General features: G+C 69.3%; 24 protein-coding genes. 16 read left to right on the top strand and 8 right to left on the bottom strand.

What is annotated here, in order from left to right; translation table 11 throughout:
- Nucleotides 1-18 precede the first annotated feature (18 nt).
- Nucleotides 19-753 carry a 3-oxoacyl-ACP reductase FabG gene (gene fabG, locus ACH4S8_RS07640; RefSeq protein WP_398391787.1) on the top strand — a complete coding sequence of 245 codons (735 nt, stop codon included), beginning with the start codon at nucleotides 19-21 and terminating at the stop codon, nucleotides 751-753.
- Between the two features lie 95 nt (nucleotides 754-848).
- On the opposite strand, the gene ACH4S8_RS07635 is transcribed toward fabG (ACH4S8_RS07640), so the two are convergent.
- From ACH4S8_RS07635 to ACH4S8_RS07620, 4 genes are all read right to left on the bottom strand, one after another.
- Nucleotides 849-1718 (bottom strand): HpcH/HpaI aldolase/citrate lyase family protein, encoded by an 870-nt coding sequence (locus ACH4S8_RS07635; protein ID WP_398391786.1) that lies wholly within the window; start codon nucleotides 1716-1718, stop codon nucleotides 849-851.
- A gap of 95 nt (nucleotides 1719-1813) precedes the next feature.
- Nucleotides 1814-3511: a class I adenylate-forming enzyme family protein gene (locus ACH4S8_RS07630; protein ID WP_398391785.1), complete on the bottom strand. Its 1698-nt coding sequence runs from the start codon at nucleotides 3509-3511 to the stop codon at nucleotides 1814-1816.
- Nucleotides 3508-4668: a CaiB/BaiF CoA transferase family protein gene (locus ACH4S8_RS07625; protein ID WP_398391784.1), complete on the bottom strand. Its 1161-nt coding sequence runs from the start codon at nucleotides 4666-4668 to the stop codon at nucleotides 3508-3510. The genes ACH4S8_RS07630 and ACH4S8_RS07625 overlap by 4 nt, the downstream gene beginning before the upstream one ends.
- The gene (locus tag ACH4S8_RS07620; protein WP_398391783.1) at nucleotides 4665-5429 is read right to left on the bottom strand and encodes a crotonase/enoyl-CoA hydratase family protein; all 765 of its coding nucleotides are present in this window, start codon (nucleotides 5427-5429) and stop codon (nucleotides 4665-4667) included. Before ACH4S8_RS07620 ends, ACH4S8_RS07625 begins: the two co-directional genes overlap by 4 nt.
- Nucleotides 5430-5666: 237 nt before the next feature.
- On the opposite strand from ACH4S8_RS07620, the gene ACH4S8_RS07615 reads away from it, so the two are divergent.
- Nucleotides 5667-6275 carry a TetR family transcriptional regulator gene (locus ACH4S8_RS07615; protein ID WP_398391782.1) on the top strand — a complete coding sequence of 203 codons (609 nt, stop codon included), beginning with the start codon at nucleotides 5667-5669 and terminating at the stop codon, nucleotides 6273-6275.
- Between the two features lie 27 nt (nucleotides 6276-6302).
- Here the strand turns inward: ACH4S8_RS07615 and ACH4S8_RS07610 are convergent, their stop codons facing one another.
- A complete protein-coding gene (locus ACH4S8_RS07610; RefSeq protein ID WP_398391781.1) occupies nucleotides 6303-6785 on the bottom strand; it encodes a PaaI family thioesterase in 483 nt (160 codons plus the stop codon).
- 762 nt (nucleotides 6786-7547) lie between these two features.
- On the opposite strand from ACH4S8_RS07610, the gene ACH4S8_RS07605 reads away from it, so the two are divergent.
- The 8 genes from ACH4S8_RS07605 to fabG (ACH4S8_RS07570) all read left to right on the top strand — a co-directional run bounded on the left by ACH4S8_RS07605 (nucleotide 7548) and on the right by fabG (ACH4S8_RS07570) (nucleotide 14904).
- Nucleotides 7548-8720 carry a thiolase family protein gene (locus ACH4S8_RS07605; protein ID WP_398391780.1) on the top strand — a complete coding sequence of 391 codons (1173 nt, stop codon included), beginning with the start codon at nucleotides 7548-7550 and terminating at the stop codon, nucleotides 8718-8720.
- A gap of 139 nt (nucleotides 8721-8859) precedes the next feature.
- The gene (locus ACH4S8_RS07600) at nucleotides 8860-10002 is read left to right on the top strand and encodes an acyl-CoA dehydrogenase family protein (protein WP_398391779.1); all 1143 of its coding nucleotides are present in this window, start codon (nucleotides 8860-8862) and stop codon (nucleotides 10000-10002) included.
- A gap of 2 nt (nucleotides 10003-10004) precedes the next feature.
- Nucleotides 10005-11186 (top strand): acyl-CoA dehydrogenase family protein, encoded by a 1182-nt coding sequence (locus ACH4S8_RS07595; protein WP_398391778.1) that lies wholly within the window; start codon nucleotides 10005-10007, stop codon nucleotides 11184-11186.
- Complete coding sequence (locus tag ACH4S8_RS07590; RefSeq protein ID WP_398391777.1) at nucleotides 11186-11575, top strand: Zn-ribbon domain-containing OB-fold protein; 390 nt, start codon at nucleotides 11186-11188, stop codon at nucleotides 11573-11575. Before ACH4S8_RS07595 ends, ACH4S8_RS07590 begins: the two co-directional genes overlap by 1 nt.
- Nucleotides 11572-12738, top strand: a complete 1167-nt coding sequence (locus tag ACH4S8_RS07585; protein ID WP_398391776.1) for a thiolase — start codon at nucleotides 11572-11574, stop codon at nucleotides 12736-12738. Before ACH4S8_RS07590 ends, ACH4S8_RS07585 begins: the two co-directional genes overlap by 4 nt.
- Nucleotides 12735-13628, top strand: coding sequence for a MaoC family dehydratase N-terminal domain-containing protein (locus tag ACH4S8_RS07580; RefSeq protein ID WP_398391775.1), 894 nt, complete (start codon nucleotides 12735-12737; stop codon nucleotides 13626-13628). The genes ACH4S8_RS07585 and ACH4S8_RS07580 overlap by 4 nt, the downstream gene beginning before the upstream one ends.
- 18 nt (nucleotides 13629-13646) lie before the next feature.
- The gene (locus ACH4S8_RS07575; RefSeq protein WP_398391774.1) at nucleotides 13647-14105 is read left to right on the top strand and encodes a MaoC family dehydratase; all 459 of its coding nucleotides are present in this window, start codon (nucleotides 13647-13649) and stop codon (nucleotides 14103-14105) included.
- 40 nt (nucleotides 14106-14145) lie between these two features.
- On the top strand, nucleotides 14146-14904 hold the full coding sequence (gene fabG / locus ACH4S8_RS07570; protein WP_398391773.1) for a 3-oxoacyl-ACP reductase FabG: 759 nt from the start codon (nucleotides 14146-14148) through the stop codon (nucleotides 14902-14904).
- 121 nt (nucleotides 14905-15025) lie between these two features.
- Here fabG (ACH4S8_RS07570) and ACH4S8_RS07565 read toward each other — a convergent pair whose 3' ends face one another.
- The 3 genes from ACH4S8_RS07565 to ACH4S8_RS07555 form a co-directional block, all read right to left on the bottom strand.
- Nucleotides 15026-16210, bottom strand: coding sequence for a CaiB/BaiF CoA transferase family protein (locus ACH4S8_RS07565; RefSeq protein ID WP_398391772.1), 1185 nt, complete (start codon nucleotides 16208-16210; stop codon nucleotides 15026-15028).
- The gene (locus ACH4S8_RS07560) at nucleotides 16207-17439 is read right to left on the bottom strand and encodes an MmgE/PrpD family protein (protein ID WP_398391771.1); all 1233 of its coding nucleotides are present in this window, start codon (nucleotides 17437-17439) and stop codon (nucleotides 16207-16209) included. Before ACH4S8_RS07560 ends, ACH4S8_RS07565 begins: the two co-directional genes overlap by 4 nt.
- Nucleotides 17440-17685: 246 nt before the next feature.
- Entirely contained in the window at nucleotides 17686-19899 is a 2214-nt protein-coding gene (locus ACH4S8_RS07555) for a (Fe-S)-binding protein (protein ID WP_398391770.1), read from the bottom strand.
- A 658-nt stretch (nucleotides 19900-20557) separates the two neighbouring features.
- Between ACH4S8_RS07555 and ACH4S8_RS07550 the strand changes: the two genes are divergently transcribed.
- The 6 genes from ACH4S8_RS07550 (at nucleotide 20558) to ACH4S8_RS07525 (ending at nucleotide 26691) form a co-directional block, all read left to right on the top strand.
- On the top strand, nucleotides 20558-21346 hold the full coding sequence (locus tag ACH4S8_RS07550) for an electron transfer flavoprotein subunit beta/FixA family protein (RefSeq protein ID WP_398391769.1): 789 nt from the start codon (nucleotides 20558-20560) through the stop codon (nucleotides 21344-21346).
- Nucleotides 21347-21394: 48 nt separating this feature from the next.
- Nucleotides 21395-22357, top strand: a complete 963-nt coding sequence (locus ACH4S8_RS07545; RefSeq protein ID WP_398391768.1) for an electron transfer flavoprotein subunit alpha/FixB family protein — start codon at nucleotides 21395-21397, stop codon at nucleotides 22355-22357.
- Nucleotides 22358-22635: 278 nt separating this feature from the next.
- Nucleotides 22636-24222, top strand: coding sequence for a methylmalonyl-CoA mutase (locus ACH4S8_RS07540; RefSeq protein WP_398392347.1), 1587 nt, complete (start codon nucleotides 22636-22638; stop codon nucleotides 24220-24222).
- 34 nt (nucleotides 24223-24256) lie between these two features.
- On the top strand, nucleotides 24257-24865 hold the full coding sequence (locus ACH4S8_RS07535; protein WP_398391767.1) for a biotin transporter BioY: 609 nt from the start codon (nucleotides 24257-24259) through the stop codon (nucleotides 24863-24865).
- Between the two features lie 2 nt (nucleotides 24866-24867).
- Nucleotides 24868-26442 (top strand): acyl-CoA carboxylase subunit beta, encoded by a 1575-nt coding sequence (locus ACH4S8_RS07530; RefSeq protein WP_398391766.1) that lies wholly within the window; start codon nucleotides 24868-24870, stop codon nucleotides 26440-26442.
- A gap of 27 nt (nucleotides 26443-26469) precedes the next feature.
- Nucleotides 26470-26691 carry an acyl-CoA carboxylase subunit epsilon gene (locus ACH4S8_RS07525; protein ID WP_398391765.1) on the top strand — a complete coding sequence of 74 codons (222 nt, stop codon included), beginning with the start codon at nucleotides 26470-26472 and terminating at the stop codon, nucleotides 26689-26691.
- Nucleotides 26692-26695: the final 4 nt, after the last annotated feature.

Below are 26695 nucleotides of genomic sequence, written 5' to 3'. Positions count from 1 at the left end.
TCGGACAAGGAGCAAGCAATGCTGCAGAACAAGGCCGCCGTCGTCACCGGGGCGGCGAAGGGTATCGGCTTCGCCATCGCCAGGACCTTGGTCGAGCACGGCGCCCGGGTCGTGATCGCCGACATCGATACCGCCGCCGCCGATCAGGCGGCCAAGGCGCTCGGGGGCGAGTCCGCCGCGATCGCGGTCGGATGCGACGTCACCGATCCGGAGGCGGTCGCAGCCGCGGTGCGGGCCTGCACAGAGGCTTTTGGCTCGCTGGATGTGATGGTGAACAACGCTGGCATCACCCGCGACGCCACCCTGCGGAAGATGACCGAGGGCGACTTCGATGCGGTGATCGCCGTGCACCTCAAGGGTGCCTGGCTGGGCACCCGTGCCGCGGCCGAGGTGATGCGGGAACAGGGCAGCGGCTCGATCGTCAATATCTCCTCCATCTCCGGCAAGGTCGGCATGATCGGCCAGACCAACTACAGCTCGGCCAAGGCCGGACTTGTCGGTCTCACCAAGGCCGCCGCCAAGGAGCTGGCCTTCCGCGGCGTCCGGGTCAACGCGGTCCAGCCGGGCCTGATCCGTACCGAGATGACCGCCGCGCTGCGCGAGGACATCTGGAACGCCAAGGTCGCCGAGGTACCGATGGGCCGTGCCGGTGAGCCTGAGGAGGTTGCCAACACCGTGCTCTTCCTCGCCTCCGACCTCTCCTCGTACACCACCGGCTGTGTCCTGGAGGTGGCAGGCGGCCGCTTCATCTGACGGACGTCCGCTCCGAAAGCGTGCGGCGGGGGGGGGGGGCCCCCCCCCCGGCCCCCCCCCCCCCCCCCCCCGCGACCGGGTTTCCGGAGGCGCGGTCAGTCCCCCGACCTGGAGAGCAGTTCGACGGCACGCAGATACACCGGGCGGTCCACCATGGCCCCGTCCAGCCCGACTGCCCCGAGCCCCTGCCGCTCACCCTCCTGATATGCCTCGACTACCCGCCGGGCCCAGGACAGTTCGCGCTTGTCGGGGGAGAACACCTGGTTGGCCATCGGCACCTGGTCGGGGTGGATGCAGTACTTGCCGCGGAATCCGAGCGACCTGGCGTGCCGGGCCTGGCTTTCGAACAGCGCACTGTCCCGGTAGTCGGCCTCCGGGCCGTCCATGGCACCGATACCTGCCGCGGCGGCGGCGTTGGCCACCCGTGCCCGCGCGTACTCCAGCTCACCGGCCTCCCGGGTGCGCTGCACCCCCAGCGAGGCGGTGTAGTCCTCGGAGCCGAGCGACACTCCGATCAGCCGCGGGGCGGCCCGGCAGATCGACTCGACCCGGGCCAGGCCGGCCGCCGACTCGATCCAGGCGATGATCTGGACGCTTCCCGGCGACATGCCTCGGGTCCGCTCCAGCAGGGTCAGGTAGTGGTCGACGGTCAGCAGGACGTCCGGGTCGTGCACCTTGGGCAGGTGCACCCCGTCGAGGGCCGGGTTCACCACGGCGGTCAGGTCCTGCTCGAGCAGTCCGGTGTCCAGTCCGTTCGGGCGGACGAACAGCTGCCTGCCCCGCTTGGGAAAGCGCGGCAGGTAGTCGGCGACCAACGTGCGAGCGGCCGCCTTGTCGGCGTCGGCGACCGAGTCCTCCAGGTCGAGCAGCACCGCGTCGGCCGGGCTGTCCTCGGCCTTGGTGATGAATCGTTCGCGGATGCCCGGCACCGAGAGCATCGAGCGCATGAAAGCAGGGGTGTGCAAGGGGTTCTCCTGATCGGTGGACGCGTAGTGGACCGCCGCGTCGCGGGGCGGACGGGGCCCGATGGCTGGTACCGGGGTCCTGCTGGTCCTGGATTTCAGCGACCGTGGTCGGGCCGCTCGTGGAGCTGCCGCAGTTCCGCCTTGAGGATCTTTCCGGCGGCGGAGGTGGGCAGGCTGCCGAGGAAGTGCACTTGGCGCACCTTCTGGTACGGCGCGACCCGGGCAGCCACGAAGGCGAGCAGCTCCTCCGCCAGGGTCGGGCCCGGCTCGGCTTTTCCCTGCCTCACCACGTCATAGGCTGCGGGGATCTCGCCGGCGTCCCCGGCTGGGACTCCGATCACCGATACCTGCTCCACCGCGGGATGCCCGCCGAGGACCTCCTCGAGCTGAGATGGGTAGACGTTGTAGCCCTTGTAGATGAGCATGTCCTTGGCCCGGCCGACGATGTGGACGTTGCCCTCTTCGTCGAACCGCGCCAGGTCGCCGGTGCGCAGCCAGCCGCCGGTGAACTGCTCGGCGGTGAGCTCCGGATGGCCGAGGTAGCCGGCGGTGATCTGCGGACCCCATGCCCACAGCTCGCCGGTCCCGCCGACCGGGACGGTCCTTGCAGGGGCGGCCAGGTCGCGGATCTCGATCTCGGTGTCGAAGACCGGCAGGCCGACGGAGCCGATCGGCGACGGCTTGTCCGGATCGATGACCCCCGAGGTCAGGCCCATGGTGGCTTCGGTGAGGCCGTAGCCCTCGATGACGCAGGCATGGGGGAAGAGCCGCTGCACCGCCCGCAGGGTCGTGGTATCGATCGGCGCCGCGCCGGAGTTGACCAGCCGGACGCTCTCCAGCACCCGCCGATCGGTATCCGGGGCCGCAAGCAGGCCGTGGAAGAAGGCGGGCGAGCCGGTCACATGAGTGGCGCCGTGCTCCTCCAGTTGGTCGAGGTAGTGCCGGGCGTCGAACCGCCCGCTGAAGACCGAGGTGTGGCCGGCCAGGACGGCATTGGTCTGGCTGATCAGGCCCAGCGCGTGGAACAGCGGGGATACCAGGACGATGGTGCCCGAGCCCGGGGGGACTGTGTACGCGGTGGCGGCGGCCGGTTCGGGTTCGAGGTAGATCCCGCCCTGGGCATCGACGCGCGGCAGCGTGGCCCCGCGCCAGCAGGTGAACTGGATCGCGTTGCAGACCACATTGCGATGCAGGACCTGTACGGCCTTGGATCGGCCGGTGGTGCCGCCGGTGAAGGAGAGGTGGGCGGTGCTGTCCGGGGAGATCCCGGGCGCGGGCACCGGCTCGGCGGCGAGCAGGTCGCCCAGCGGCACCGCACCCTCGAACCCCGCCGCGGCCTCGGGTGCGGGGGCGGCGGCGGTCGGCGGCACCAGGACGACGAGCCGCAGCGCTTCGGCGCCTGCCGCCTGCAGCGCCGCGGCCGTCGCCGGATGGGTCACCGCAGCGACCGCGCCGGACTCCGTCAGCTGGGCGCAGACCGCGGCTGGCGGGAGCGTCGGGTTGACCGGGGTTATGGCAGCCCCGGCCAGGATGGCCCCGTAGTAGCTGACGGTGAACCAGATGGAGTTGGGCTGGTGCAGGGCGACCACGTCGCCGCTGCCGATGCCGTGCTCCCGCAGCCCCTGGGCGAATCGCAGCGCCTGCTCGTGGAGCTGGGCGTGGGTCAGGGCCTGGTCGCCGTCGAGCAGGGCGATCCGGTCGGGGTAGCGGCGTGCCGAGCCGGCGAGGATGTCGCCGACCGAGGCCTCGGGGTAGTCGAGGCTGCTCGGCATTCCCTTCGGGCGGGGACTCATGGGATGACGCCCTGGTCCGAAAGCGCGTCGAGCTCGTCCCCGGTGAGTCCTGCCGCGGCCAGCACCTCGCGGGTGTCGGTGCCGATCCGGGCGGCGGGCTTCGGCTCGGCCGCCGGGGTCGAGCCGAAGCGGGGGGCCGGGGCAGGCTCGACAGCGCCGTGCTCGGTGCGGCGGTAGGTGCCGCGGGCGGCGTTGTGCGGATGCTCGGGGGCCTCGGTCAGCGAGAGCACGGGGGAGACACAGGCGCCCTGGCCGTCGAAGGCCTGGCTCCACTCGTCGCGGGTGCGGCTCGCGAAGATCGCAGTGAGGCGCTTGCGCATCACCGGCCAGTGGTCGGTGTCGTGCTGGGCGGCGAAGTCCGGGTCTTTGGTCAGGCCGAGCACGCGCAGCAGGGCGGTGTAGAACTGCGGCTCGATGGAGCCCACGGCCATATGGCGGTCGTCGGAGCAGCGGTAGACGGTGTAGAAGGGGGCGCCGCCGTCCAGCAGGTTGCTGGCCGGGCGGTCCTGCCAGCGGCCCTGGGCCAGGTAGCCGTAGGTCATGGCGAGCAGCAGCGCGGTGCCGTCGGTCATCGCGGCGTCCACCACCTGACCCTGGCCGGTGGCGCGGGCGTGCAGCAGGGCGCTGACGACGCCGAAGGCGAGCATCATGCCGCCGCCGCCGAAGTCGCCGACCAGGTTGATCGGCGGGACGGGGTCACCGCCGCCGTAGGGGGCGATGGCGTGCAGGGCGCCGGTCAGGCCGATGTAGTTGATGTCGTGGCCCGGTGCCTGGGCGTACGGGCCGTCCTGGCCCCAGCCGGTCATTCGGCCGTAGACCAGCTTCGGGTTCCGGGCCAGGCACTGCTCGGGGCCGAGGCCGAGTCGCTCCACCACGCCGGGGCGGAAGCCCTCCAGGACGACGTCGCAGCTGTCGACCAGGCGCTGGAGGGCGGCCGCACCGTCGGGGTGCTTGAGGTCGACGGTGATGGAGCGCCGGTTGCGGTGCAGGATCGGGTGGGTGGAGATGCGTCCGGCCTCGGTGGGCCGGTCGACGCGGATGACCTCGGCGCCCAGGTCGCCGAGGAGCATCCCGCAGAAGGGGCCGGGGCCGATGCCGCCGAGCTCCAGGACGCGGACCCCGGCGAGCGGACCCCCGGCTGGGGCCTGGCCGGTCACTTGGCGGTCCAGCGGGGGGCACGCTTCTCGGCGAAGGCGCGGGCGCCTTCCTTGGCGTCGTCGGAGGCGAAAACCGGGTCGATGATGGCGCGCTGGCGGGTCCAGAACTCGTCGGCGGGCCACTCGTCGGCGCGGGCGATGACCTGCTTGGTGGCGCGGACGGCGAGCGGGCCGTTAGCCACGATGGCGGACGCCAGGGCGCGAGCGCCGGCCAGGGCGCCGCCGGCCTCGGTGAGGCGGTTCACCAGGCCGAGGTGGTGGGCGCGCTCTGCGTCGAGGAATTCACCGGTGAGAGCGATCTCCATGGCGATCTGGTACGGGATACGCCTGGGCAGGCGCAGCAGTCCGCCGCCGGCGGCGACCAGGCCCCGCTTGACCTCGGGGATGCCGAAGCGGGCGTTGTCGGCGGCGACCACGAGGTCGCAGGCGAGGGCGATCTCGCAACCGCCGGCCAGGGCGTAGCCCTCGACCGCGGCAATCAGCGGCTTGCTCGGCGGGGCCTGGGTGAGGCCGACCAGGCCGCGGCCTGGGATAGAGGGGCTTTCGCCCATGAGAAAGGCCTTGAGATCCATGCCGGCGCAGAAGCTGCCGCTGGCGCCGGTGATGATGCCGACGACCAGGTCGTCGCGGGACTCGAGCTCGTCCAGTGCCGCGGCGATGCCCTGGGCGACCTCTGCGTTGAGGGCGTTGCGGGCCTCGGGCCGATTGATGGTGATGACGGCGACGCCGCCGCTGTACTCGGTCAGAACCGTGTCGGACACGGGACTCTCCAGGACTCGATGGGGAGCGGGGCTGGGCAATGACTGGTCGACTAGTCGAACATTCGTTAAGTTACGATCGTCGCGGACATCCTGTCCAGTGCCTGGGTACCCAGCCCAAGCCCGCTACCCCGCCGCACGTCAAAGTCGACATGTCGCGGAGCGGATAGGCTCCTTGGACGAGTTGCAGCCTTCGTGCGCCTGCTTCGGCCGCACCCCATCATGACGAGGACGGGCACCATGCCACCTGCCGGCCACCAGGCCCTCATCGCAGCGGCTCGGCTGGAGTTCGCCGAGCAGGGATACGTCGGTGCGTCCATCCGGAGCATCGCCCAGCGAGCCGGTGTCAGTCTCTCGGCGCTGTACCACTATTACTCCGGCAAGCAGGCGCTGTTGTACGCGATCGTCAACGAGGGCATGGATGCCTATCTCGCGCTGGCCGGCAAGGAGCTGGCTGCGGGCGGTGACGACCCGGCCGAGCGGCTGGCTGCGGTGGTCACCGCCACTGTGCGGTTCCGCTGTCAGTATCCGGAGAAGAGTTCCGTGATCTTCTCCGCAGGACGGCACTTGGAACCCGCCGCCCAGGACCAGTACCGCGGTCGGCAGGCCGAGGCGACCCAGCTGTTCCAGCGCCCCATCCAGGACGGCGTGGACCAGAGGCTTTTCCGCACCCCGTACCCGGATGAGGCTCGCCGCTCGGTGATTGCCATGTGCAATGCGATCGCCGACTGGTACCGGTCCGGCGGCGAGCTCACCGAGGACGACCTGGTGGAGCGCTATGTCGCCCTGGCGCTCACCCTTGTCGAGTACCACCCGCTGGCGCCCCGCAGAGCTCGTGCGGGAACCTGATGCACCGGCGGCCGGAATCGAAGAACTCTAGGCCTCGGCCTCGGTCGTGGAGCGGGGCTGGAGCAGGGCCCGGTTGGGGGTGAGGGCAGCGGTCGCCTGGGCACACAGGCGGCCGATGCCGTCGCTGATCTCCGCTCGGGCCAGGCTCCGGATCCGGCCGGATGTCTGGATGGTGCCGACCGCGGTGTAGGTCTGCCCGAGGAGCAGCGGGCGCAGATAGTCGATGTTCAGGCTCATCGTCACAAAGGGTGTCGACGGCTCGCTCATGCTGATCACCGCGATCGCGCACACTTCGTCCAGTGCGGTGGCGATATACCCGCCGTGTACGGCGGCGGAGCGGTTCAGCACCTTCGCCGTGGGTGTCCAGCTGAGTTCCACCCGGCCCTTCTCCACCGCAGTGATCCGCATCCCCAGGTGGTCGTAGGGGCCGAAGGTCGCGTCCTGCGTTTCGATGGCCAGCTCGCGCATCCGGTCCAGGCCGGTGCCGGTTCCCCAAGCCGTCTGCGGCATGGTGACGTATCTCCTCATCATGGTCTGGGCCGACTGAGGCCCGCTCGGTTCTGCGAGGAGCGGTCCCGTGGCCGGTCGACGACACACACGACGGGATCCCCCTGGGTCCGCCGAGTGCAGGAAGCAGGTGTGTGCAGCGAGTGCACACAGCGGTCGGCCTCCCCACGGTTCGGGTGGCGGCCGCCGAAGCCTGTAAGAGCCGCTCCAGCCTGTCGTGGCTCAGCTGTCGGGGCCGACCGCGGGGAGGGAGGCATGCCCTGCATGCTGCCAGCAGCCGGAGCCTCCGTGACTATGACCATGATCACGTGGTCGAGTGGCTCCGTCTCCGTGCGCGACGGTACAAGAATGCCGATCGCCTACGGCTCGGTGTGCGGGTTCAGTCGTTCGGCACCGTGAAGGACCTCACAGTGGACACGCAGAGGCATGTGAAGTTACTTTAACGATCGTTCGATCCAAGCCTTGATGTCGGCGGCCCGCGCCGTACGGTGAGCAAGGACGGCTCTTACGTGCCGGGGTAGTTCGCCTGGATCGTTGGTCAACTGATCGGCGCCTTCAACCTGTCCGCCTTCCCGCAGTCGGGCGGCGAAGACGGAGGAGGTCGGCTGGGGGCACGTTGGCCCGGGCCGAGGCGTGTCGGGCCGACCTCGATGCCCAACAGCGAGGTGATCTGTCTCGGCGACGCCCTCCGGATGGCGTCGAGGCAAGCCGCCGAAGCGCCCCGCTTCTCCCGCAGCGCCCACCTCGAACCATTGGAGAATCCTGATGCGTGACGCAGTCATCGTCGACGCCGTGCGCACCGCGGTCGGCAGGGGCAAGCCGGGCGGTGCCCTGTCCGGCATCCACCCCACAGATCTGTCCGCACATGTGCTGAAGGCGCTGGCCGAGCGCACCAACCTGGACCCGGCCACTGTGGACGACGTGATCTGGGGCTGTGTCTCCCAGGTCGGCGAGCAGGCGGGCTCGATCGGCCGCTACTCGGTGCTGGCCGCCGGCTGGCCGGAGCATGTGCCCGGCCTGACCATCGACCGCCAGTGCGGCTCCTCGCAGCAGGCGGTTCACCAGGCCGCCGCGGGCATCATCGCCGGCCAGTACGACATCGCCGTTGCCGGTGGTGTCGAGTCGATGTCCCGTATACCGATGGGTGCCACCCGCGCCGGCGGTCAGTTCGGTGAGCCGTTCGGCTCACGGGTCGCGGAGCGGTACGACAACTACCAGTTCAACCAGGGCATCGGCGCCGAGATGATCGCCGAGGAGTTCAGGCTGACCCGCGAGGAACTGGACCAGCACGCGCTGGACTCCCACGCCCGCGCCGCCGGTGCGATCGACGAGGGCCGCTTCAAGGTCCAGATCACCCCGGTCACCGTCACCGACGCCGAGGGCAACACCCGAGTCTTCGACACCGACGAGGGCGTCCGCCGCGGCGGCACCCTCGAGGCGATGGGCGGCCTGAAGACCCCGTTCAAGGAGAACGGCGTCGTCTCGGCGGGCAACGCCTCGCAGATCTCCGACGGCTCCGCCGCGCTGCTGATCACGACCAGCGAGATCGCGGAGCGCAACGGTTGGACCCCGATCGCCCGCTTCCACACGGGTGTGGTCACCGGTGCCGACCCGATCACCATGCTCAAGGGCCCCATCCCGGCGACCGAAAAGGTTCTCCGCCGGGCCGGTCTTTCGCTGGACGAGATCGGCGTCTTCGAGATCAACGAGGCCTTCGCCTCGGTGTCGCTGGGTTGGCAGCGGGCCATCGGCGCCGACTACGAGAAGCTCAACCCGAACGGCGGCGCAATGGCACTCGGCCACCCGCTCGGCGGCTCCGGCGCCCGGCTGATGACCACCCTCGTCCACCACATGAAGGACAACGGCATCCGCTACGGCCTGCAGTCCATGTGTGAGGGCGGCGGCATGGCCAACGCCACGATCCTCGAACTCCTCTGACGCACCCTCACCGCGTGGCCGGACGGTCACCCTGCCGTCCGGCCACGCCGGGCGTTCGGTCCTGCACGGCACTCTCCGTGTAGGGCCGTATGCCCGGACTGTCCCGTAGAACCTGACACGTATGGAAAAGGAGCAGCCCATGGATGCGGCTGACTTCAAGGAAATCCTCAGCACGGTGCGCTCATTCGTCCGCGACGACGTGGTACCGCGTGAGGACGAGATCGAGGCGACCGACGCCATCCCGGAGGACATCCGACGCAAGGCCGTCGACATGGGCCTGTTCGGCTACACCCTGCCCGAGGAGCATGGGGGCCTCGGCGCCGGCCTCTACGAGGACGTGCAGCTGGCCTTCGAGTTCGGCTACACCACCCCGGCCTTCCGCTCGATGTTCGGCACCAACAACGGCATCGCCGGCAAGGTGCTGGTCAACGCGGGCACCGAGGAGCAGCAGAAGCACTGGCTGCCCAGGCTGGCTTCCGGCGCCGTTGCCTCCTTTGCGCTCACCGAGGCCGAGGCCGGCTCCGACCCCTCCGGTCTGACCACCCGCGCCCGCCGCGACGGCGAGGACTATGTCATCTCCGGCGCCAAGCGCTTCATCACCAACGCCCCGATCGCGGACCTCTTCGTGGTCTTCGCCCGTACCGGGGAGGAGAACCACGGGACCAAGGGCATCTCGGTCTTCCTGGTCGAGGCCGACCGCCCCGGCGTCACCGTCGGCCCCAAGGACAAGAAGACTGGCCAGGCCGGCGCCTGGACCGCCGAGGTCTTCTTCGACGAGGTCCGCGTCCCGTTCTCCGCTCTGGTCGGCGGTGAGGAGGGGGCCGGCTTCGGTGCAGCCATGAAGTCGCTGATCCGTGGCCGAGTGCACATCGCCGCGATGTGTGTCGGTATGGCCCAGCGCATCCTGGACGAGTCGGTGGCCTACGCCGCCTCCAACAAGCAGGGCGGCCGCCCGATCGGCGAGTTCCAGCTGGTCCAGGCGATGCTCGCGGAGATCCAGACCGGCGTCTACGCCGGGCGCGCCATGGTCCTGGAGGCCGCGCGGGCCTACGACTCCGGCGAGGACCGCAGGATCGGACCCTCCGCCGCCAAGCTCTTCTGCTCCGAGATGGTCGGCCGCGCGGCCGACCTGGGTGTCCAGATCCATGGCGGCATGGGGTACATGCGCGGAGTGGCGGTCGAGCGCTGCTTCCGCGACGCCCGCCTGTTCCGCATCTACGAGGGCACCAGCGAGATCCAGAAGCTGATCCTCGGCAAGGCCCTGCTCAAGGACGTGAAGTAACCATGGCGATGACCGAGATCCCCCTGACCGCCCGGCTCACCGAGGACGAGCGCGCCATCGTTGAGGTGGTCGCCGACTTCGTCGACCAAGAGGTGCGCCCCGTTGTCCAGGAGCTGGAGCACTCCAACACCTACCCCGAGCAGCTCGTCGACCAGATGAAGCGACTCGGTGTGTACGGTCTGCTGGCCCCCGCCGAGTACGGCGGCGTGGACGTCTCCACCGCCTGCTTCGCCCTGGTCGCCCAGGAACTTGCCCGCGGCTGGATGTCGCTCTCCGGAGCCATGGGCGGCCACTCCGTGGTCACCTACCTCATCCGCACCTTCGGCACCCCCGAGCAGCAGCAGAAGTACCTGCCCAGGATGGCCACCGGCGAACTGCGCGCCACCATGGCCCTCACCGAACCCGGCGGCGGCTCCGACCTGCAGGCCATGCGGACCAAGGCGGTCCTGGCCGACGGCACCTGGACCGTCAACGGCTCCAAGACTTGGATCACCAACTCCCGCCGTGCCGGCCTGATCGCGCTGCTCACCCGCACCGAGCCCAAGCAGGGCAAGGGCTTCTCCATCCTGCTGGTGGAGAAGGAAGCCGGCTACCAGGTCTCCAAGGACCTGCCCAAGCTCGGCTACAAGGGCGTCGAGAGCTGCGAACTGATCTTCGACAACGTCCGGGTTCCGGAGTCTGCAGTGCTCGGCGGCACGGCCGGCACCGGCTTCGCCCAGATGATGCGCGGACTGGAGATCGGCCGCATCCAGGTCGCTTCCCGGGCACTTGGCGTCGCCCAGGCGGCACTCGACGACGCCACCCGCTACGCCCAGCAGCGGGAGACCTTCGGCCAGCCGATCTGGAAGCACCAGTCGATCGGCAACTACCTCGCCGACGGCGCCACCAAGCTGCGCGCCGCCCGGCTGCTCACCCTGGAGGCAGCCGCCCGGGTCGACGCCGGCCAGCGCGCCGACATGGAGGCCGGGATGGCCAAGCTGTTCGCCTCCGAGATCTGCATGGAGATCGCACTCAACGCGGTCCGGATCCACGGCGGCTACGGCTATTCCACCGAGTTCGACGTCGAGCGCTACTTCCGCGACGCCCCGCTGATGATCGTCGGTGAGGGGACCAACGAGATCCAGCGCAACGTCATCGCCAAGCAGCACATCGCCCGCAACCCGATCGACGACGGAGGCCGCTGATGAGCGAGGCCCTTGCCCCCGCCCCGGTCTACGCCGAGGGACTTGCCGCCGGGGAACTGCGTTTCCAGTACTGCTCCGGGTGCGACCACGCGGTCTTCTACCCGCGAGTGCTCTGCCCGTACTGCGGTGACCCGGACCTGCAGTGGCGCACCAGCGCCGGACTGGGCACCGTCTACGCCACCACCACGCTGCACATGCGCGGCCGCGAGCCCTACGACGTCTCGTTGGTCGACCTGGACGAGGGCTTCCGGATGATGAGCCGGGTCGAGGGCGTCGCCCCCGAACAGGTCGCCATCGGCTCTCGGGTCCGGGCCACCGTGATCGAGGAGGACGGGGCGCCGCTCGCGGTCTTCCGTCCGGTCGACGCCACCGAGGAGGTGTCTGCATGACCGCCGAATCCCTGCGCGGCAAGGTCGCCCTGATCGGCATTGCCGAGTCCGACCTGGGCTTGGTCGCCCCCGGGCTGACTCACTTCGACCTGGTCGGTCAGGCCACCGCGCGGGCCTGCCGGGATGCCGGGATCTCCAAGGACGAGATCGACGGCTTCTTCTGCGCCTCCTCCTACCTGCCGTTCGCCACTCTGGACATGGCCGAGTACCTGGGCATCCGCCCCCGGTACAGCGACTCCTCCAACATGGGCGGCAGCTCCTTCGTCTCCCATCTGCTGCACGCCGCGGCCGCGATCGAGGCCGGGCTGTGCACCACCGCGCTCATCGCCTACGGCTCCACCCAGCGCTCCGACGGCGGTCGGCTGGTCTCCCCGACCAAGCTGCTGCCGTGGGAGGATGCCTATCGGCCGCGCTACCCGGTCTCCATGTACGCGTTGGCCGCCTCCCGCCACATGCACGAGTACGGAACCACCCGCGAGCAGCTCGCCGAGGTGGCAGTCGCGGCCCGCGCGTGGGCGCAGCTCAACCCGAAGGCGTTCACCTATGGCAAGGGCCCGCTGACAGCCGAGGAGATCCTCTCCTCGCAGATGATCAGCTACCCGCTGACCTCCAAGGACTGCTGCCTGGTGACCGACGGCGGCGGCGCGGTGATCCTCACCAGCGCCGAGCGCGCCCGCGAGCGGCACGCCAAGCCGGCCTATCTGCTGGGAGCCGGCGAGGCCCACTGGCACCGCTCGATGTCGCAGATGCCCGACCTCACCACCACCGCGGCGGCCGACTCGGGGCGCCGGGCCTTCGAGATGGCGGGCCTCAAGCCGTCCGACGTCGATGTCGTCGAGGTCTATGACGCCTTCACCATCAACACCATCCTCTTCCTGGAGGACCTGGGCTTCTGCGGCAAGGGGGAGGGCGGCGCCTTTGTCTCCGGCGGCCGGATCGCTCCGGGCGGCGAGCTGGCGGTCAACACCAACGGCGGCGGCCTGTCCTACTGCCACCCCGGGATGTACGGGATCTTCCTGATCATCGAGGCGGTGCGGCAGCTGCGCGGCGAGGCCGGTGAACGCCAGCAGGCCGACACCCGTGTCGCGCTGGTCAACGGCAACGGCGGAGTGCTCTCCAGCCAGGCGACCGCCCTGCTGGGCACCGAGGAGACGCTGGGATGAGCGGCGACCGGGAGCAGGTGCCGGAGCTCTTCGCGAAGATCGAGACGGAGTGGCGTCCGGAGCCGGTGGAGACCACCGAGTTCGTCGCCACGGGCCCGGCCCGTGCGCTGGCTGGGGTGTTCGATCAGCCCGACTCGATGTTCAGCGTCGGAGACGTGTTGCCGCCGCTGTGGCACTGGCTCCACCTGCTGGATCGCCCGGCCCAGGCAGAGCTGGGCGAGGACGGCCACCCGCGGGAGGGCGGCCTCTTTTTGCCGCCGCTGCCGGACCGGCGTCGGATGTTCGGCGGCGGCCGACTGGAGTTCCGCGAGCCGATCCGGATCGGCGACCTGCTGACCCGTCGCTCTGAGGTCGCGAGTGTCCGGGTGCGGCGCGGCGGCTCCGGCTGGCTGCTGCTGGTGACGGTACGCCAGGAATACCTGGTGGACGGGGAGATCCGTACCGTCGAGGAACAGGACATCGTCTATAAGCAGGCGGATGCCGTTCCGGGATCGGTGGCGAAGCCGACTGCGGCTCCGGCCGAGGCACCCGCCGGGCCGTGGTCCTTCGCCCTGCGGCCCGATCCGACGTTGCTCTTTCGCTTCAGCGCGCTCACGTACAACGCCCACCGGATCCACTACGACCGCGGCTACGTCCGCGAGGTCGAGGGCTATCCGGACCTGGTGGTGCACGGGCCGCTGCTGGCGCTGGCGCTGCTGGAGCTGCCGCGGCGCTTCGCCCCTGAGCGGCAGGTTGCCACCTTCGCCTTCCGTTCCAGGGCGCCGCTCTTCGCGCCCGACGAGATCCTCGTGACCGGTGGTCCCGATGACAGTGACCCCTACCGGGCCGTCATGCGCGCAGGCCGTCCCGGTTCCGCCGCCGGCATCACCGCGACCGTGACGTTCCGCTGAGAGACAAGGAAGTCCCACATGACCAAGGTCTTCGCCTCGCCCGCCGAATTCGCCGCTGCTGCCGGCACCCACGTTGGTGTCAGCGACTGGATCACCGTCGAGCAGGACCGGATCGACCTCTTCGCCGACGCCACCGGCGACTACCAGTGGATTCACGTCGACCCGGAGCGTGCGGCCGCCGGCCCGTTCGGTGCCACCATCGCCCACGGCTATCTGACGCTCTCCCTGATCCCCGTCCTGACGCAGGGCGTCTACCGGGTCGAGGGAGTCAGGATGGCCATCAACTACGGCCTCAACAAGGCCCGTTTCATGAACCCGGTGTGTGTCGGTTCCAAGGTCCGAGCCTCGGTGGACATCGTCTCCGCAGAGGAGGTCGCCGGTGGCGGCCACCAGGTGGTCAACAGGGTGACCATCGAGATCGAGGGTGTGGACAAGCCTGCCTGCGTCGCGGAGATCGTCGGCCGCATCTACGGCTGAGACCGCCATCCATCCTCACCTCCCCGCAAGGAGTACTCCTGTGCCCGAGACCCCGAAGGTCGCGATCGTCACCGGCGCCGCCCGCGGCATTGGCGCCGCCACCGCCAAGCGCCTGGCCCGGGACGGCTTCGCCGTCGCCGTGCTCGACCTCGACGAGGCCGCCTGCGCCGAGACCGTCACCGCGATCGAGAAGGAAGGCGGCCGCGCCCTGGCCGTCGGCGTGGACGTCGCCGACGCCGAGCGCGTCGAGGCGGCCGTGAACCGCGTCGCCGACGAACTGGGCGCGCCGCTGGTGCTGGTGAACAACGCCGGCATCACCCGCGACAACCTGCTGTTCAAGATGACCGACCACGACTGGGACTCGGTCATGGGTGTGCACCTGCGCGGCGCCTTCCTCATGTCGCGTGCCGTGCAGAAGCACATGACCGCGGTCGGCTGGGGCCGGATCGTCAACCTCTCCTCGACCTCGGCCCTGGGCAATCGCGGCCAGGCGAACTACTCGGCGGCCAAGGCCGGTCTGCAGGGCTTTACCAAGACCCTCGCCATCGAGCTCGGTAAGTTCGGCGTGACCGTCAACGCCGTCGCGCCGGGCTTCATTGCCACCGAGATGACCGCGGCGACCGCCGAGCGGCTCGGGATGTCCTTCGAGGGCTTCAAGAAGGCCTCCGCCACCCAGATCCCGGTCGCCCGGGTCGGCGAGCCGGATGACATCGCCCACACCGTTTCGTTCTTCGCGAGCGAGGGTGCCGGCTTCGTCTCCGGCCAGGTCATCTATGTCGCGGGCGGCCCCAAGGACTGATCCCCGCGGTTACCGTGACCGAAGCGCCGCCCTCCTCCGCTGAACAGGAGGAGGGCGGCGCTTCCATGACCGGGGTGTGCCCGGTGCGAGCCCTGGGGCGGGGATGGCCGGCGGCTCCCTCTCAGAGCGAACCGTCGGCGCGCAACGCTGTGATCGCGTCGTCGTCGTAGCCCAGCGCGCGCAGCACGCTGTCGGTGTGCTCGCCGACCGCGGGGACGGGGTCCATCCGCGGGGTGACCCCGTGCAGCGTGGCGGGCGGCAGCAGCGCCTTGACGACGCCTCCGGGGGTTTCCACCTCACGCCAGCGGTCGCGTCCGGAGAGCACCGGGTGGTCCCAGTATTCGGCCACCGAGTTGAGGCGGGCGTTGGCGACGTTGGCACGGTCCAGCAGCTCGGTGGCCTGTGTGGCGTCCAGTGCGGCGAACCGCTCGGCGACGATCGCGTTGAGCTGCTCCCGGTTGGCCACCCGCGCGGAGTTGCGGTGGAACCGCTCGTCCGTGGCGACCTCCGGGACCCCCAGGAAGACCTCGCAGAAGAACTTCCACTCACGCTCGTTCTGGATGGCGAGCAGGACGGTGCGACCGTCCCCGGCGGTGAACGGGCCGTAGGGGGCGATGGTGGCGTGCTGCGCGCCGACCCGGGCAGGCTGCTGCCCGCTGTAGGCCGTGTAGTACGCAGGTGAGCCCATCCACTCCGAGAGTGCTTCGAAGAGGGAGATCTCGACCGGGGTGCCGAGGCCGGTGGCCGCCCGGCGGATCAGCGCGGTGAGGATGCCGGAATAGGCGTACATGCCGGCGGCGATGTCGGCGATGGAGATACCGACCTTGGCGGCTTCTTCGGGGGTGCCGGTGAGCGAGACGACCCCGGTCTCGCACTGCACCAGCAGGTCGTACGCCTTGCGGTCGGCCCACGGGCCGTGGCTGCCGTAGCCGGAGATGTCGCAGACGATCAGCCGGGGGTGCCGTTCGGCCAGCTCGTCGGCGCCCAGGCCCAGCCGGCGTGCGGCGCCCGGGGCGAGGTTCTGGACGAAGACGTCGGCGCCGGCGAGCAGCCGCTCCAGCACCTTGCGGCCGCCGGGGCTCTTGATGTCCAGGGTGACCGACTCCTTGGAGCGGTTGAGCCAGACGAAGTAGCTGGACTGGCCGTGTACCGACTCGTCGTATCCGCGGGCGAAGTCGCCCGCTCCGGGGCGTTCGACCTTGATGACGCGGGCGCCGAGGTCGGCGAGCTGGCGGGTGGCGAACGGAGCGGCGACAGCCTGCTCCAGGCTCACCACGGTGATCCCCTCCAGGGGCAGGGCGGTCACTTGGTCTCCTCGGTCGTGCTGGCGGGGTGCGTTGTGCTGGGGAAGGCGGAACGCAGCAGCTCGGCGGCGGACTTCCAGTCGATGCCACCCAGCAGGCCCGGGACATCGGCGCCGCAGTCGGCCAGCTTGGCCGCGAACTCCTCATCGGTGGCGGGCAGCTCAGGGGAGCCGGGTAGCAGTTCCAGAACGGCGGTGTGCACCGTGCCGTCGGTCAGCTCGACCTCGACCGTGGTGGAACCGGTGAGCAGTCCGGAGCCCTCCCCGGCGAAGACGGTCTCCACCAGGCCGGACAGCTGCTGTGCCTGGGGGCGCCGTACCTGAGCGTCGGTGAAGGACGCGAAGCCGGGGTGATGGTCGATCAGAGTGGCGGCGACGGCGTACTCCAGGCTGAACTTGCCCTGCAGGCCGGTCTGCGGGACATGGTGGATCAGCGGATGGACGGCGGCCTCGGGGGTACGGACGGTGATCCGTGCTACCTGCTCCGGGTCGACTGGGCCGTCGAACAGGGCGCGCACCGCGCCGATCGGGCGCTGCATCGCGTAGCAGCAGGGAAAGATCTTGGTGGCCAGACCGCCGGGGACAGCCGGGCCGCTCAGGTCCAGGGCGCTGGAATCGCCGCCGACCAGGGGAAGCCAGGCGTCCAGCGCGGTCGGGTCGGAGCCGGCGCCTGCGGCGGCCAGCCGGGCGGCGCGGACACCGGCCTCGGCGGCGAAGCCGACCTGGAGCGACTTGGTGTCGGTGCCGAAGGCGCGCTGGACGCCGCCCGCGGCGGGCAATGCCAGTGCGATGGCATGGGCGATCGCCGGCGCGTCCAGTCCCATGGCGACGCCGGCCGCGACCGCGGCGGCGGGGGCGCCGGAGGTGCAGGTTGCGTGCCAGCCGCTGGTGTAGTGCTGCCAGCCCAGGGCGGTGCCCAGCCGGGCCATCACACCCGCACCGGCCAGATAGGCGCGGGCGTCGCCGCCCGCGGCGAGGGTGGCGGGGACGGTGACCACGCTGATGTGGGCGGTGGAGGGGAGATGGAGGTCGTCGAAGTCCAGGACATGGCTGACGGCCGCCCAGCGGGCGGCCTCGGGGAGCGACCCGGCGAGTGCGGCCATGGGGTGGTTGCGGGCGGCCAGAGCGACGGCGACGGTGTCGCGCAGGGCGTGGTCGGCGAGGGCCAGGTCCTGTTCGGTCGGTTGGAGCCTGATGGCCCAGGTGGCCAGGTCTTCCGCCAGGGACGGCATCTCATTCCTCTTTTCTGCGGGTCGTGCGTCTGCACCCCGCGGGTCAAGAGGCGAGACCTGCGGGGGCGGCCCGCATCGATCCTTTGTCGATAGAACGATCGTTAAGCTATCCGGCCGTACTGCTCCCAGTCCCAAGAGACCGGTTCGGCTGTCTATCCGTCAGTCCAGAAGCCAGACCGAGAGGTCCACCCGTTGTCGCGAGGCTGTTCCGGTGTGGCTCTCGAGATGGCCACGGGGTCGGTGCTCCTAACTCCGGCTCGGTTCGAGGTCGGCCTCCGGAAGGGCCTTGACCGAGTCCAGCAGTAGCTGGGCGACGTCGACGACGCGGAGGTTGTCCTTGGCGGCGCCTTCGTTCTTCTTGGCGTTGACGGAGTCGGAGAGCATGACGAGGCAGAAGGGGCAGGCGGTGGAGACAATGTCGGGGTTGAGGGAGAGGGCTTCGTCGACGCGTTCGGCGTTGATGCGTTTGCCGATGCGCTCCTCCATCCACATGCGGGCGCCGCCGGCGCCGCAGCAGAAGCCGCGTTCCTTGTGGCGGTGCATTTCCTCGTTGCGCAGGCCGGGGACCTTGCCGATGATCTCGCGGGGCGGGGTGTAGACCTTGTTGTGGCGGCCGAGGTAGCACGGGTCGTGGTAGGTGATCAGGCCTTCGACCGGGTTGACCGGGACGAGCCTGCCCTCGTCGATCAGGTGCTGCAGCAGCTGGGTGTGGTGGATGACCTCGAAGTGGCCGCCCAGCTGCGGGTACTCGTTGGCGATGGTGTTGAAGCAGTGCGGGCAGGTGGCCACGATCCGCTTGACCGGGGCGTCCTCGAGGACGGTGTTGAGGGTTTCGACGTTCTGGGCGCCGAGCATCTGGAAGAGGAACTCGTTGCCCAGGCGGCGGGCGGAGTCGCCGGTGCAGGATTCTTCCTTGCCGAGGATGGCGAACTTCACGCCGGCGGTGTGGAGGAGTTCGGCGAAGGCCTTGGTGGTCTTCTTGGCCCGGTCCTCCAGGGCGCCGGCGCAGCCGACCCAGTACAGGTATTCGACCTCGGCGGGGTCGATGTCCTCGCCGATGACGGGGACGGCGATGCCGGTTTCCTTCTTGAATTCCTTGACCCAGTCCAGGCGGGCCTTGGTGGCCAGGCCCCAGGGATTGCCCTTGTTCTCCAGGTTCTTGAGCATCGTCCCGGCCTCGGTCGGGAAGGAACTCTCGATCATGACCTGGTAGCGGCGCATGTCGACGATGTGGTCGATGTGCTCGATGTCGACGGGGCACTGCTCGACGCAGGCGCCGCAGGTGGTGCAGGACCACAGCACGTCGGGGTCGATGACCCCGTTCTCCTCGGCGGTGCCGATCAGCGGGCGTTCGGCCTCGGCCAGGGCGGCTGCGGGCACACCGGCGAGCTGCTCGGCGGTGGCCTTCTCCTCGCCCTCCAGGTCCTTGCCGCCTCCGGCGAGGAGGTAGGGGGCCTTGGCGTAGGCGTGCTCCCGCAGACTCATGATCAGGAGCTTGGGGGAGAGCGGCTTGCCGGTGTTCCAGGCCGGGCACTGGGACTGGCAGCGGCCGCACTCGGTGCAGGTGGAGAAGTCGAGGATGCCCTTCCAAGAGAAGTGCTCGACCTGGGAGACACCGAAGACCGCGTCGTCCGCAGGGTCCTCGAAGTCGATCGGCTTCCCGCCGGAGGTCATCGGACGCAGCGCGCCGAGCGCGACGTCGCCGTCCTCCTCACGCTTGAAGAAGATGTTGAAGAACGCCAGGAAGCGGTGCCAGGCCACACCCATGGAGGGGTTGATGCCGATGGTGGTTGCCCAGGCGAAGGAGATCGTGATCTTCAGCATCGCGAAGAGGTAGACCAGGTTCACCAGGGCACCATGGGAAAACTCGGAGAAGGCGTGCACCAGCGGGTAGCTGACCAGGTACGACACGTTGTACGAAGCCACCCCGGCCAACGCGCCCTCCAGGCCGCGCAGCGCCATGATGCACAGACCGATCCCCAGGATCGTGTACTCCACATAGAACGCCTGCCAGGCGACCGACCCGGCGAACCGGCTCTTGCGCCCCGCCCGCGACGGCAGACTCAGAAGCCGGATGACCATCAGGGTCAGGATGCCCAGGGTGGTCAGCGTGCCGACCAGCTCGACGAACACCTCGAACGGTGCCCAGTCGCCGATCACCGGCAGCAGCCACTCGGCGTCGAAAAGCTGTCCATAGGCATTGACCAGCGTCAGGACCAGCGAGAAGAAGCCGATGGCCACGAACCAGTGGGCGATGCCGACCACACCCCACCGGTTCAATCGGGTATGACCGAGAAACTCCCTGGCCACGGTCTTGGTGCGCTGCGCCGGGTTGCCGGTACGGGTGCCGTCGGGCTGTCCGGCCTTGACGACCTGGTAGATGTGCGCGGCCGCGCGGGCGGCGAGCGCGATGCCGATCACGCTGGTGACCAGCGAGATGACGATCGCTGCGAGCTGCATCGGCTTCTTCTCCTCTAGTGGGTTACCACTGCCGGCGCCTCATGGAGCGTCAGGACTCGCAGGATCTGACCTCGGCGGTCAGCTGGGGCAGGACGGTGTGGAGGTCGCCGACGGCGCCCCAGTCAGCGATCGAGGGCGATTCCATGAGATAAATAATCTCACTATATGTGTGGGGCCTGAGCAAGGCTCTCGGAGTGCGCCGCCGATCACACTGATCACCCGCTCCGTGGGTGGCGGATCGGGAGCTCTCTCGGGCTGGCCCCTGGGTCGTATGGGATCGCAGCAGATCGTGCGGTCCCGTCCGTCCTGTTCGGCTTGTCGGCCAAGGGTGGGGCGGTTGTGTGCCCTGGGTGGGAGGTGGTTGACGGTGGCAGGATTGAATATTATCTTATTTAGATAGACGATTCGAGGTGGGATCGGCTTGGGGCGGCAGTCCTGGGGCGGGTGGGGTGGCGGCACGGGTCGGACTGGCGACCCGCGCGGGCAGTGACTCGCGGGACGAGGCCCTGTCAACTCTGTGTGTCATCGCCCGCCACCTGCACGAGGCCTTGACTTGGCGCGCGGCCCGGCCGCGAGTCGTATCGGTCGGCTCGCAGGGGCACGGTCAGTAGAGCCGACCAATAACTGAGCACAACGTACAAGTGGTAGGAGGCAACCGGTGAGTTTCAGGATCGTTGTCGCTGTGAAGTACGTGCCCGACGCCACCGGTGACCGGCGCTTCGCCGACGACATGACCGTGGCCCGGGACGACGTGGACGGTCAGCTCTCCGAGCTCGACGAGTACGCAGTCGAGCAGGCGCTGCGGATTTCCGAGAACTCCGGCGCCGATGTGGAGGTCACCGTCCTGACGGTGGGTCCGGAGGATGCCAAGGACGCCCTGCGCAAGGCACTGTCCATGGGCGCCGACAAGGCGATCCACGTCGAGGACGACGACCTGCACGGCACCGACGCCATCGGCACTTCTCTGGTGCTGGCCAAGGCCGTCGAGAAGGCGGGCTACGACCTCGTCGTCTGCGGTATGGCCTCCACCGACGGCACCTCCGGCGTGGTTCCCGCACTGCTGGCCGAGCGCCTGGGTGTCCCCCAGGTCACTCTTCTGTCCGAGGTTTCAGTCGAGGGCGTCACGGTCACGGGCCGGCGGGACGGCGACGCCGCCTCGGAGCAGCTCGAGGCATCCCTGCCGGCCGTCGTGTCGGTCACCGACCGGTCGGGGGAGGCGCGTTACCCGTCCTTCAAGGGCATCATGGCGGCGAAGAAGAAGCCGTTGACCTCCTGGGACCTGGACGACCTCGAGATCGATGCCGGGGAAGTCGGTCTGAAGGGTTCGTGGACCGCGGTCGATTCGGCGGACGAACGCCCGGCCCGCACCGCCGGCACGATCGTCAAGGACGAGGGCGAGGGCGGCAAGCAACTCGCCGAGTTCCTGACGAGCCAGAAGTTCATCTGAGGCTCGACGCGCTGACCGCCTCACCTTCGTTTGCAGGAGAGAAATCCCATGGCTGAAGTCCTCGTCTACGTCGACCACGCGGACGGCACCGTCCGTAAGCCGACCCTCGAACTGCTGACCCTCGCACGCCGCATCGGTGAGCCGGTCGCCGTCGCCCTCGGCGCAGGTGCCGAGAACACCGCCGCCATCCTCGCCGCGCACGGTGCAGTCAAGGTCCTGACGCATGACGCGTCCGAGTACGCCGACTACCTTGTGGTGCCGAAGTTGGACGCACTGCAGGCCGCCGTCGAGGCCGTTTCCCCGGCCGTCGTGCTGGTTCCGTCCACCGCGGAGGGCAAGGAGATCGCCGCCCGTCTGGCGCTGCGCATCGGCTCCGGGATCATCACCGACGCCGTCGACCTGGAGGTCGGCGACGAGGGAGTGGTGGCCACGCAGTCGGCGTTCGCCGCATCGTTCACCACCAAGTCCCGGGTCGCCAAGGGCATCCCGGTCATCACCGTCAAGCCCAACAGCGCGGCGGTCGAAGCAGCCCCGGCTGCGGGCAGCGTCGAGGCCCTCACGGTGACCTTCTCCGACCAGGCCACCGGCACCAAGGTCACCGGCCGTACGGCCCGTGAGTCGACCGGCCGCCCCGAGCTGACCGAGGCTGCGGTCGTGGTCTCCGGAGGCCGTGGCGTGGGCGGTCCGGAGCATTTCACGCTCATCGAGTCCCTGGCCGACCTCCTGGGTGCGGCCGTCGGTGCCTCCCGCGCCGCGGTGGATGCGGGCTGGTACCCGCACACCAACCAGGTCGGCCAGACCGGCAAGCAGGTCTCCCCGCAGCTCTACATCGCCAACGGCATCTCCGGCGCCATCCAGCACCGCGCCGGCATGCAGACCTCCAAGACCATCGTGGCCGTCAACAAGGACCCCGAGGCCCCGATCTTCGAGCTCGCCGACTACGGCGTGGTCGGCGACCTGTTCGAGGTCGTCCCGCAGCTCACCGAGGAGATCAAGACCCGCAAGGGGTGAACCGTACCCACCTTGCCCGTGCGCGGGATGGCGCCGAGGTACTCGGCGTCGACGGACTCCCATGAGCGAGCCCGTCATCGTGACCGGGCTGGGTGATACGGGCGACGGCTGCCAATTCGCGGCCCGCGCGTATCGAACGTTGGCTCCGGGGTCACGTGGGCTGGCCCGCGAGATGCCGGAGACCGGTGACGACGCCGTCGAGTCTTTTGAACCTCAAAGTCTTTTGTGTCATCGACTGCGGTACCGAGTGCCCAGTCCTGCGATGAAGAGAGATGCCGATGCACTCCGGAGCGCGGACCGAGTCGGGCCTGCCTGTCGAACCGGTCTATGACGCCGCTGCGCTGGCGGGTTTCGATCCGGCTGCGAAGCTGGGTGAGCCGGGCCGGTACCCGTTCACGCGTGGTGTGTATCCGTCGATGTACACGGGGCGGCCGTGGACGATGCGGCAGTACGCCGGGTTCGGCACGGCGAAGGAGTCCAACGCCCGCTACCACGAGCTCGTCAACGCCGGCACGGGCGGCCTGAGCGTGGCCTTCGACCTGCCCACCCAGATGGGATACGACTCGGACGAGTTGATCGCCCATGGCGAGGTCGGCAAGGTCGGTGTCGCCATCGACTCCGTCGAGGACATGCGCACCCTGTTCCACGGCCTGCCGCTCGACAAGGTGTCGACGTCGATGACGATCAACGCCCCGGCGGCGACGCTGCTGCTGCTCTACCAGCTCGTCGCGGAAGAGCAGGGCATTCCCGGGGCCAAGCTGACAGGCACGATCCAGAACGATGTGCTCAAGGAGTACATCGCGCGCGGGACGTACATCTACCCGCCGAAGGAGTCGCTGCGTCTGATCAGTGACATCTTCGCCTATTGCCACCGCGAGATCCCCAAGTGGAACACCATCTCGATCTCCGGCTACCACATGGCCGAGGCCGGGGCGACGCCCGTGCAGGAGATCGCGTTCACCCTCGCCAACGGCATCGAGTATGTGCGCACGGCGATCGCGGCCGGTCTGGACGTGGACGACTTCGCGCCCCGGCTCTCCTTCTTCTTCGTCGCCCGCACCACGCTGCTGGAGGAAGTGGCCAAGTTCCGGGCTGCACGCCGGATCTGGGCACGCATCATGCGCGAGCAGTTCGGGGCGAAGAACCCCAAGTCGCTGATGCTGCGCTTCCACACTCAGACCGCCGGTGTGCAGCTGACCGCGCAGCAGCCGGAGGTCAACCTGGTCCGGGTCGCCCTCCAGGGCCTCGGCGCGGTGCTGGGCGGTACGCAGTCCCTGCACACCAACTCCTACGACGAGGCGATTGCCCTGCCGACGCAGAAGGCCGCCCGGCTGGCCCTGCGCACCCAGCAGGTCATCGCCTACGAGACCGACGTCACCAAGACCGTCGACCCCTTCGCCGGCTCCTACGTGGTCGAGGCGATGACCGACGACATCGAGGCCGCCGTCACCGAACTGCTCCAGGCGGTTGAGGACCGCGGCGGCGCGGTACACGCGATCGAGCAGGGCTTCCAGAAGTCCGAGATCGAACGCTCCGCTTACCAGATTGCTCTGGAGATCGACAGCCACGAACGCACCGTGGTCGGCGTCAACCGCTTCGTCCTGGACGAAGAGGAACCCTACGAGCCGATGCGCGTCGACCCCACGATCGAGACCGACCAGTGCGAACGACTCGCGGCTCTGCGCAAGGAACGCGACAACCAGGCCGTCCGCCGCGCCCTGGACGAACTGCGCACGGCGGCGTCCGGCCCGGACAACCTGCTGCCGCTCATGCGCGAGGCCCTGCGCCTGCGCGCCACCGGTGGCGAGGTGGCCCACGCACTGCGCGACGTCTGGGGCGTCTACACGCCGCGCGACAGCTTCTGATCTTCGACTCTTTCCTCATCCCCAAAGGCTTGCCATGACTCTGGCCTACGACTTTCCCTCCCCGCGCCCTGCACTCGCCGAATCGCTGCTGCCCCGGGTACTCACCCGCAGCGGCACCACCGTGCTGCTCGGTGCCGTACTGACCGCGCTGGCGGCGCAGGTGTCCGTGCCGGTTCCGGGCTCTCCGGTTCCAGTCACTGGCCAGACCTTCGCGGTGCTGATGACGGCGACCGCTCTGGGGCCGGCCCAGGGGTTCGCCTCGCAGCTTCTCTACCTGCTGCTGGGCGCGCTGGGGCTTCCGGTGTTCACCGACGCCCAGCACGGAATCCACGCCTTCTCCGGCGCCACGGGCGGGTACCTGCTCGGCTTCCTGGCTGCTGCAGCGATCGCCGGCTTCGGCGCCAGGCATGGGGCGGACCGCTCCTCGATCCGGGCCCTGGCGTCCCTGATTCCGGCCTCCGGCGCCATCTACCTCTTCGGGGCCTCCTGGCTCTCGCTGTCCACCGGCATGTCGCCAGGGCAGGCGATCTCGGTGGGCGTGGTGCCGTTCCTGTTCGGAGATGCGATGAAGGCGCTGTTGGCCGCAGGGCTGCTACCGGGCGCTTGGAAGCTGCTGCGTCGCTTCGAGGGGAACGGGAGCTGATCATGGATTCGCTCGACACCCATACCACTGCGGGCAGGATCGCCGACTTCAGGCGGCGGGTCGACGAGGCCGTACATGCCGGTTCCGCGCGGGCTGTGGAGAAGCAGCACGCCAAGGGCAAGCTGACCGCCCGGGAACGGGTGGAGCTGCTGCTCGACGAGGACTCCTTCGTGGAGTTCGATGAGTTCGCCCGGCACCGCTCGACTCACTTCGGCCAGGAGAAGACCCGCCCGTACGGTGACGGTGTGGTGACCGGCTACGGCACCGTGGACGGCCGTCAGGTCGCGGTCTTCTCGCAGGACTTCACCGTCTTCGGCGGATCGCTGGGCGAGGTCTTCGGCGAGAAGATCGTCAAGGTGATGGACTTCGCCCTGAAGACCGGCTGCCCGGTCGTCGGCATCAACGATTCCGGAGGCGCCCGGATCCAGGAGGGCGTGACCTCGCTCGGCCTGTACGGCGAGATCTTCCGCCGCAATGTGCACGCCTCCGGGGTGATCCCGCAGATCTCGCTGATCACGGGTCCCTGCGCGGGCGGTGCGGTCTACTCACCGGCCATCACCGACTTCGTCGTGATGGCGGAGGGGACCTCGCACATGTTCATCACCGGCCCGGACGTCATCAAAACGGTCACCGGCGAGGACGTCGCGATGGAGGACCTGGGCGGCGCCCGCACCCACAACACCAAGTCGGGCAACGCCCACCACATGGCCGCCGACGAGAAGGACGCCATCGAGTACGTCAAGGCGCTCCTGTCCTATCTGCCCGCCAACAACCTGGAGGAGCCCCCGGCCTTCCCGGTCACCGCCGACCTGGCCGTCACCGACGAAGACCTGGAGCTGGACGCCCTTGTCCCGGACTCCGCCAACCAGCCGTACGACATGCACCGGGTAATCGAGCACGTCCTGGACGACGGCGAGTTCCTGGAGACCCAGCCGATCTTCGCGCCCAACATCGTTACCGGCTTCGGCCGGGTCGAGGGCCACCCGGTGGGCGTGGTCGCCAACCAGCCCATGCAGTTCGCCGGCTGTCTGGACATCGACTCCAGCGAGAAGGCCGCCCGCTTCGTCCGTACCTGCGACGCCTTCAACATCCCGGTGCTGACCTTCGTGGACGTGCCCGGTTTCCTCCCCGGCACCGACCAGGAGTGGAACGGCATCATCCGCCGCGGCGCCAAGCTGATCTTCGCCTACGCCGAGGCTACCGTCCCGCTGGTCACCGTGATCACCCGCAAGGCGTACGGCGGCGCCTACGACGTCATGGGCTCCAAGCACCTGGGCGCCGACGTCAACCTGGCCTGGCCGACCGCGCAGATCGCGGTGATGGGCGCGCAGGGCGCGGTGAACATCCTCTACCGCCGGGAGCTGGCCGACGCCGACGACCAGGACGCCAGGCGCGCGGAGCTGATCGAACACTACGAGGACACCCTGCTCAACCCGTACATCGCAGCGGAGCGCGGCTACGTGGACGCAGTGATCGCGCCCTCCGACACCCGGCAGCACATCGTCAAGGCGCTGCGGGCACTGCGCAACAAGCGCGAGCTGCTGCCCCCGAAGAAGCACGGCAACATCCCGCTGTAGTCCGCTTCCACCTGGCGAGGAGCCCACATGACCAGCATCAAGGTGCTGCACGGGCAGCCCACCCCCGAGGAACTGGCCGCCGTCCTGGCGGTGGTCTCCTCCCGGGCCGCCGCCACAGCTGCCGCGGCCGCCATGGGGCAACAGGCCGGTGGCGGCCCGGCCTCCACCTGGGCCGACCGCTCGGCCGCCGTGCGCCGCCTGCCCAAGCCTGGCCGACATGCCTGGCGCACCTCCGCCTGGGCCCAGTGATCTT

This window comes from Streptomyces sp. NPDC021080 (assembly GCF_044333225.1).
Classification (GTDB): domain Bacteria; phylum Actinomycetota; class Actinomycetes; order Streptomycetales; family Streptomycetaceae; genus Streptomyces.
The sequence above is the reverse complement of the archived record's forward strand: the minus strand, read 5'-3'. Positions and strand labels throughout refer to the sequence as shown.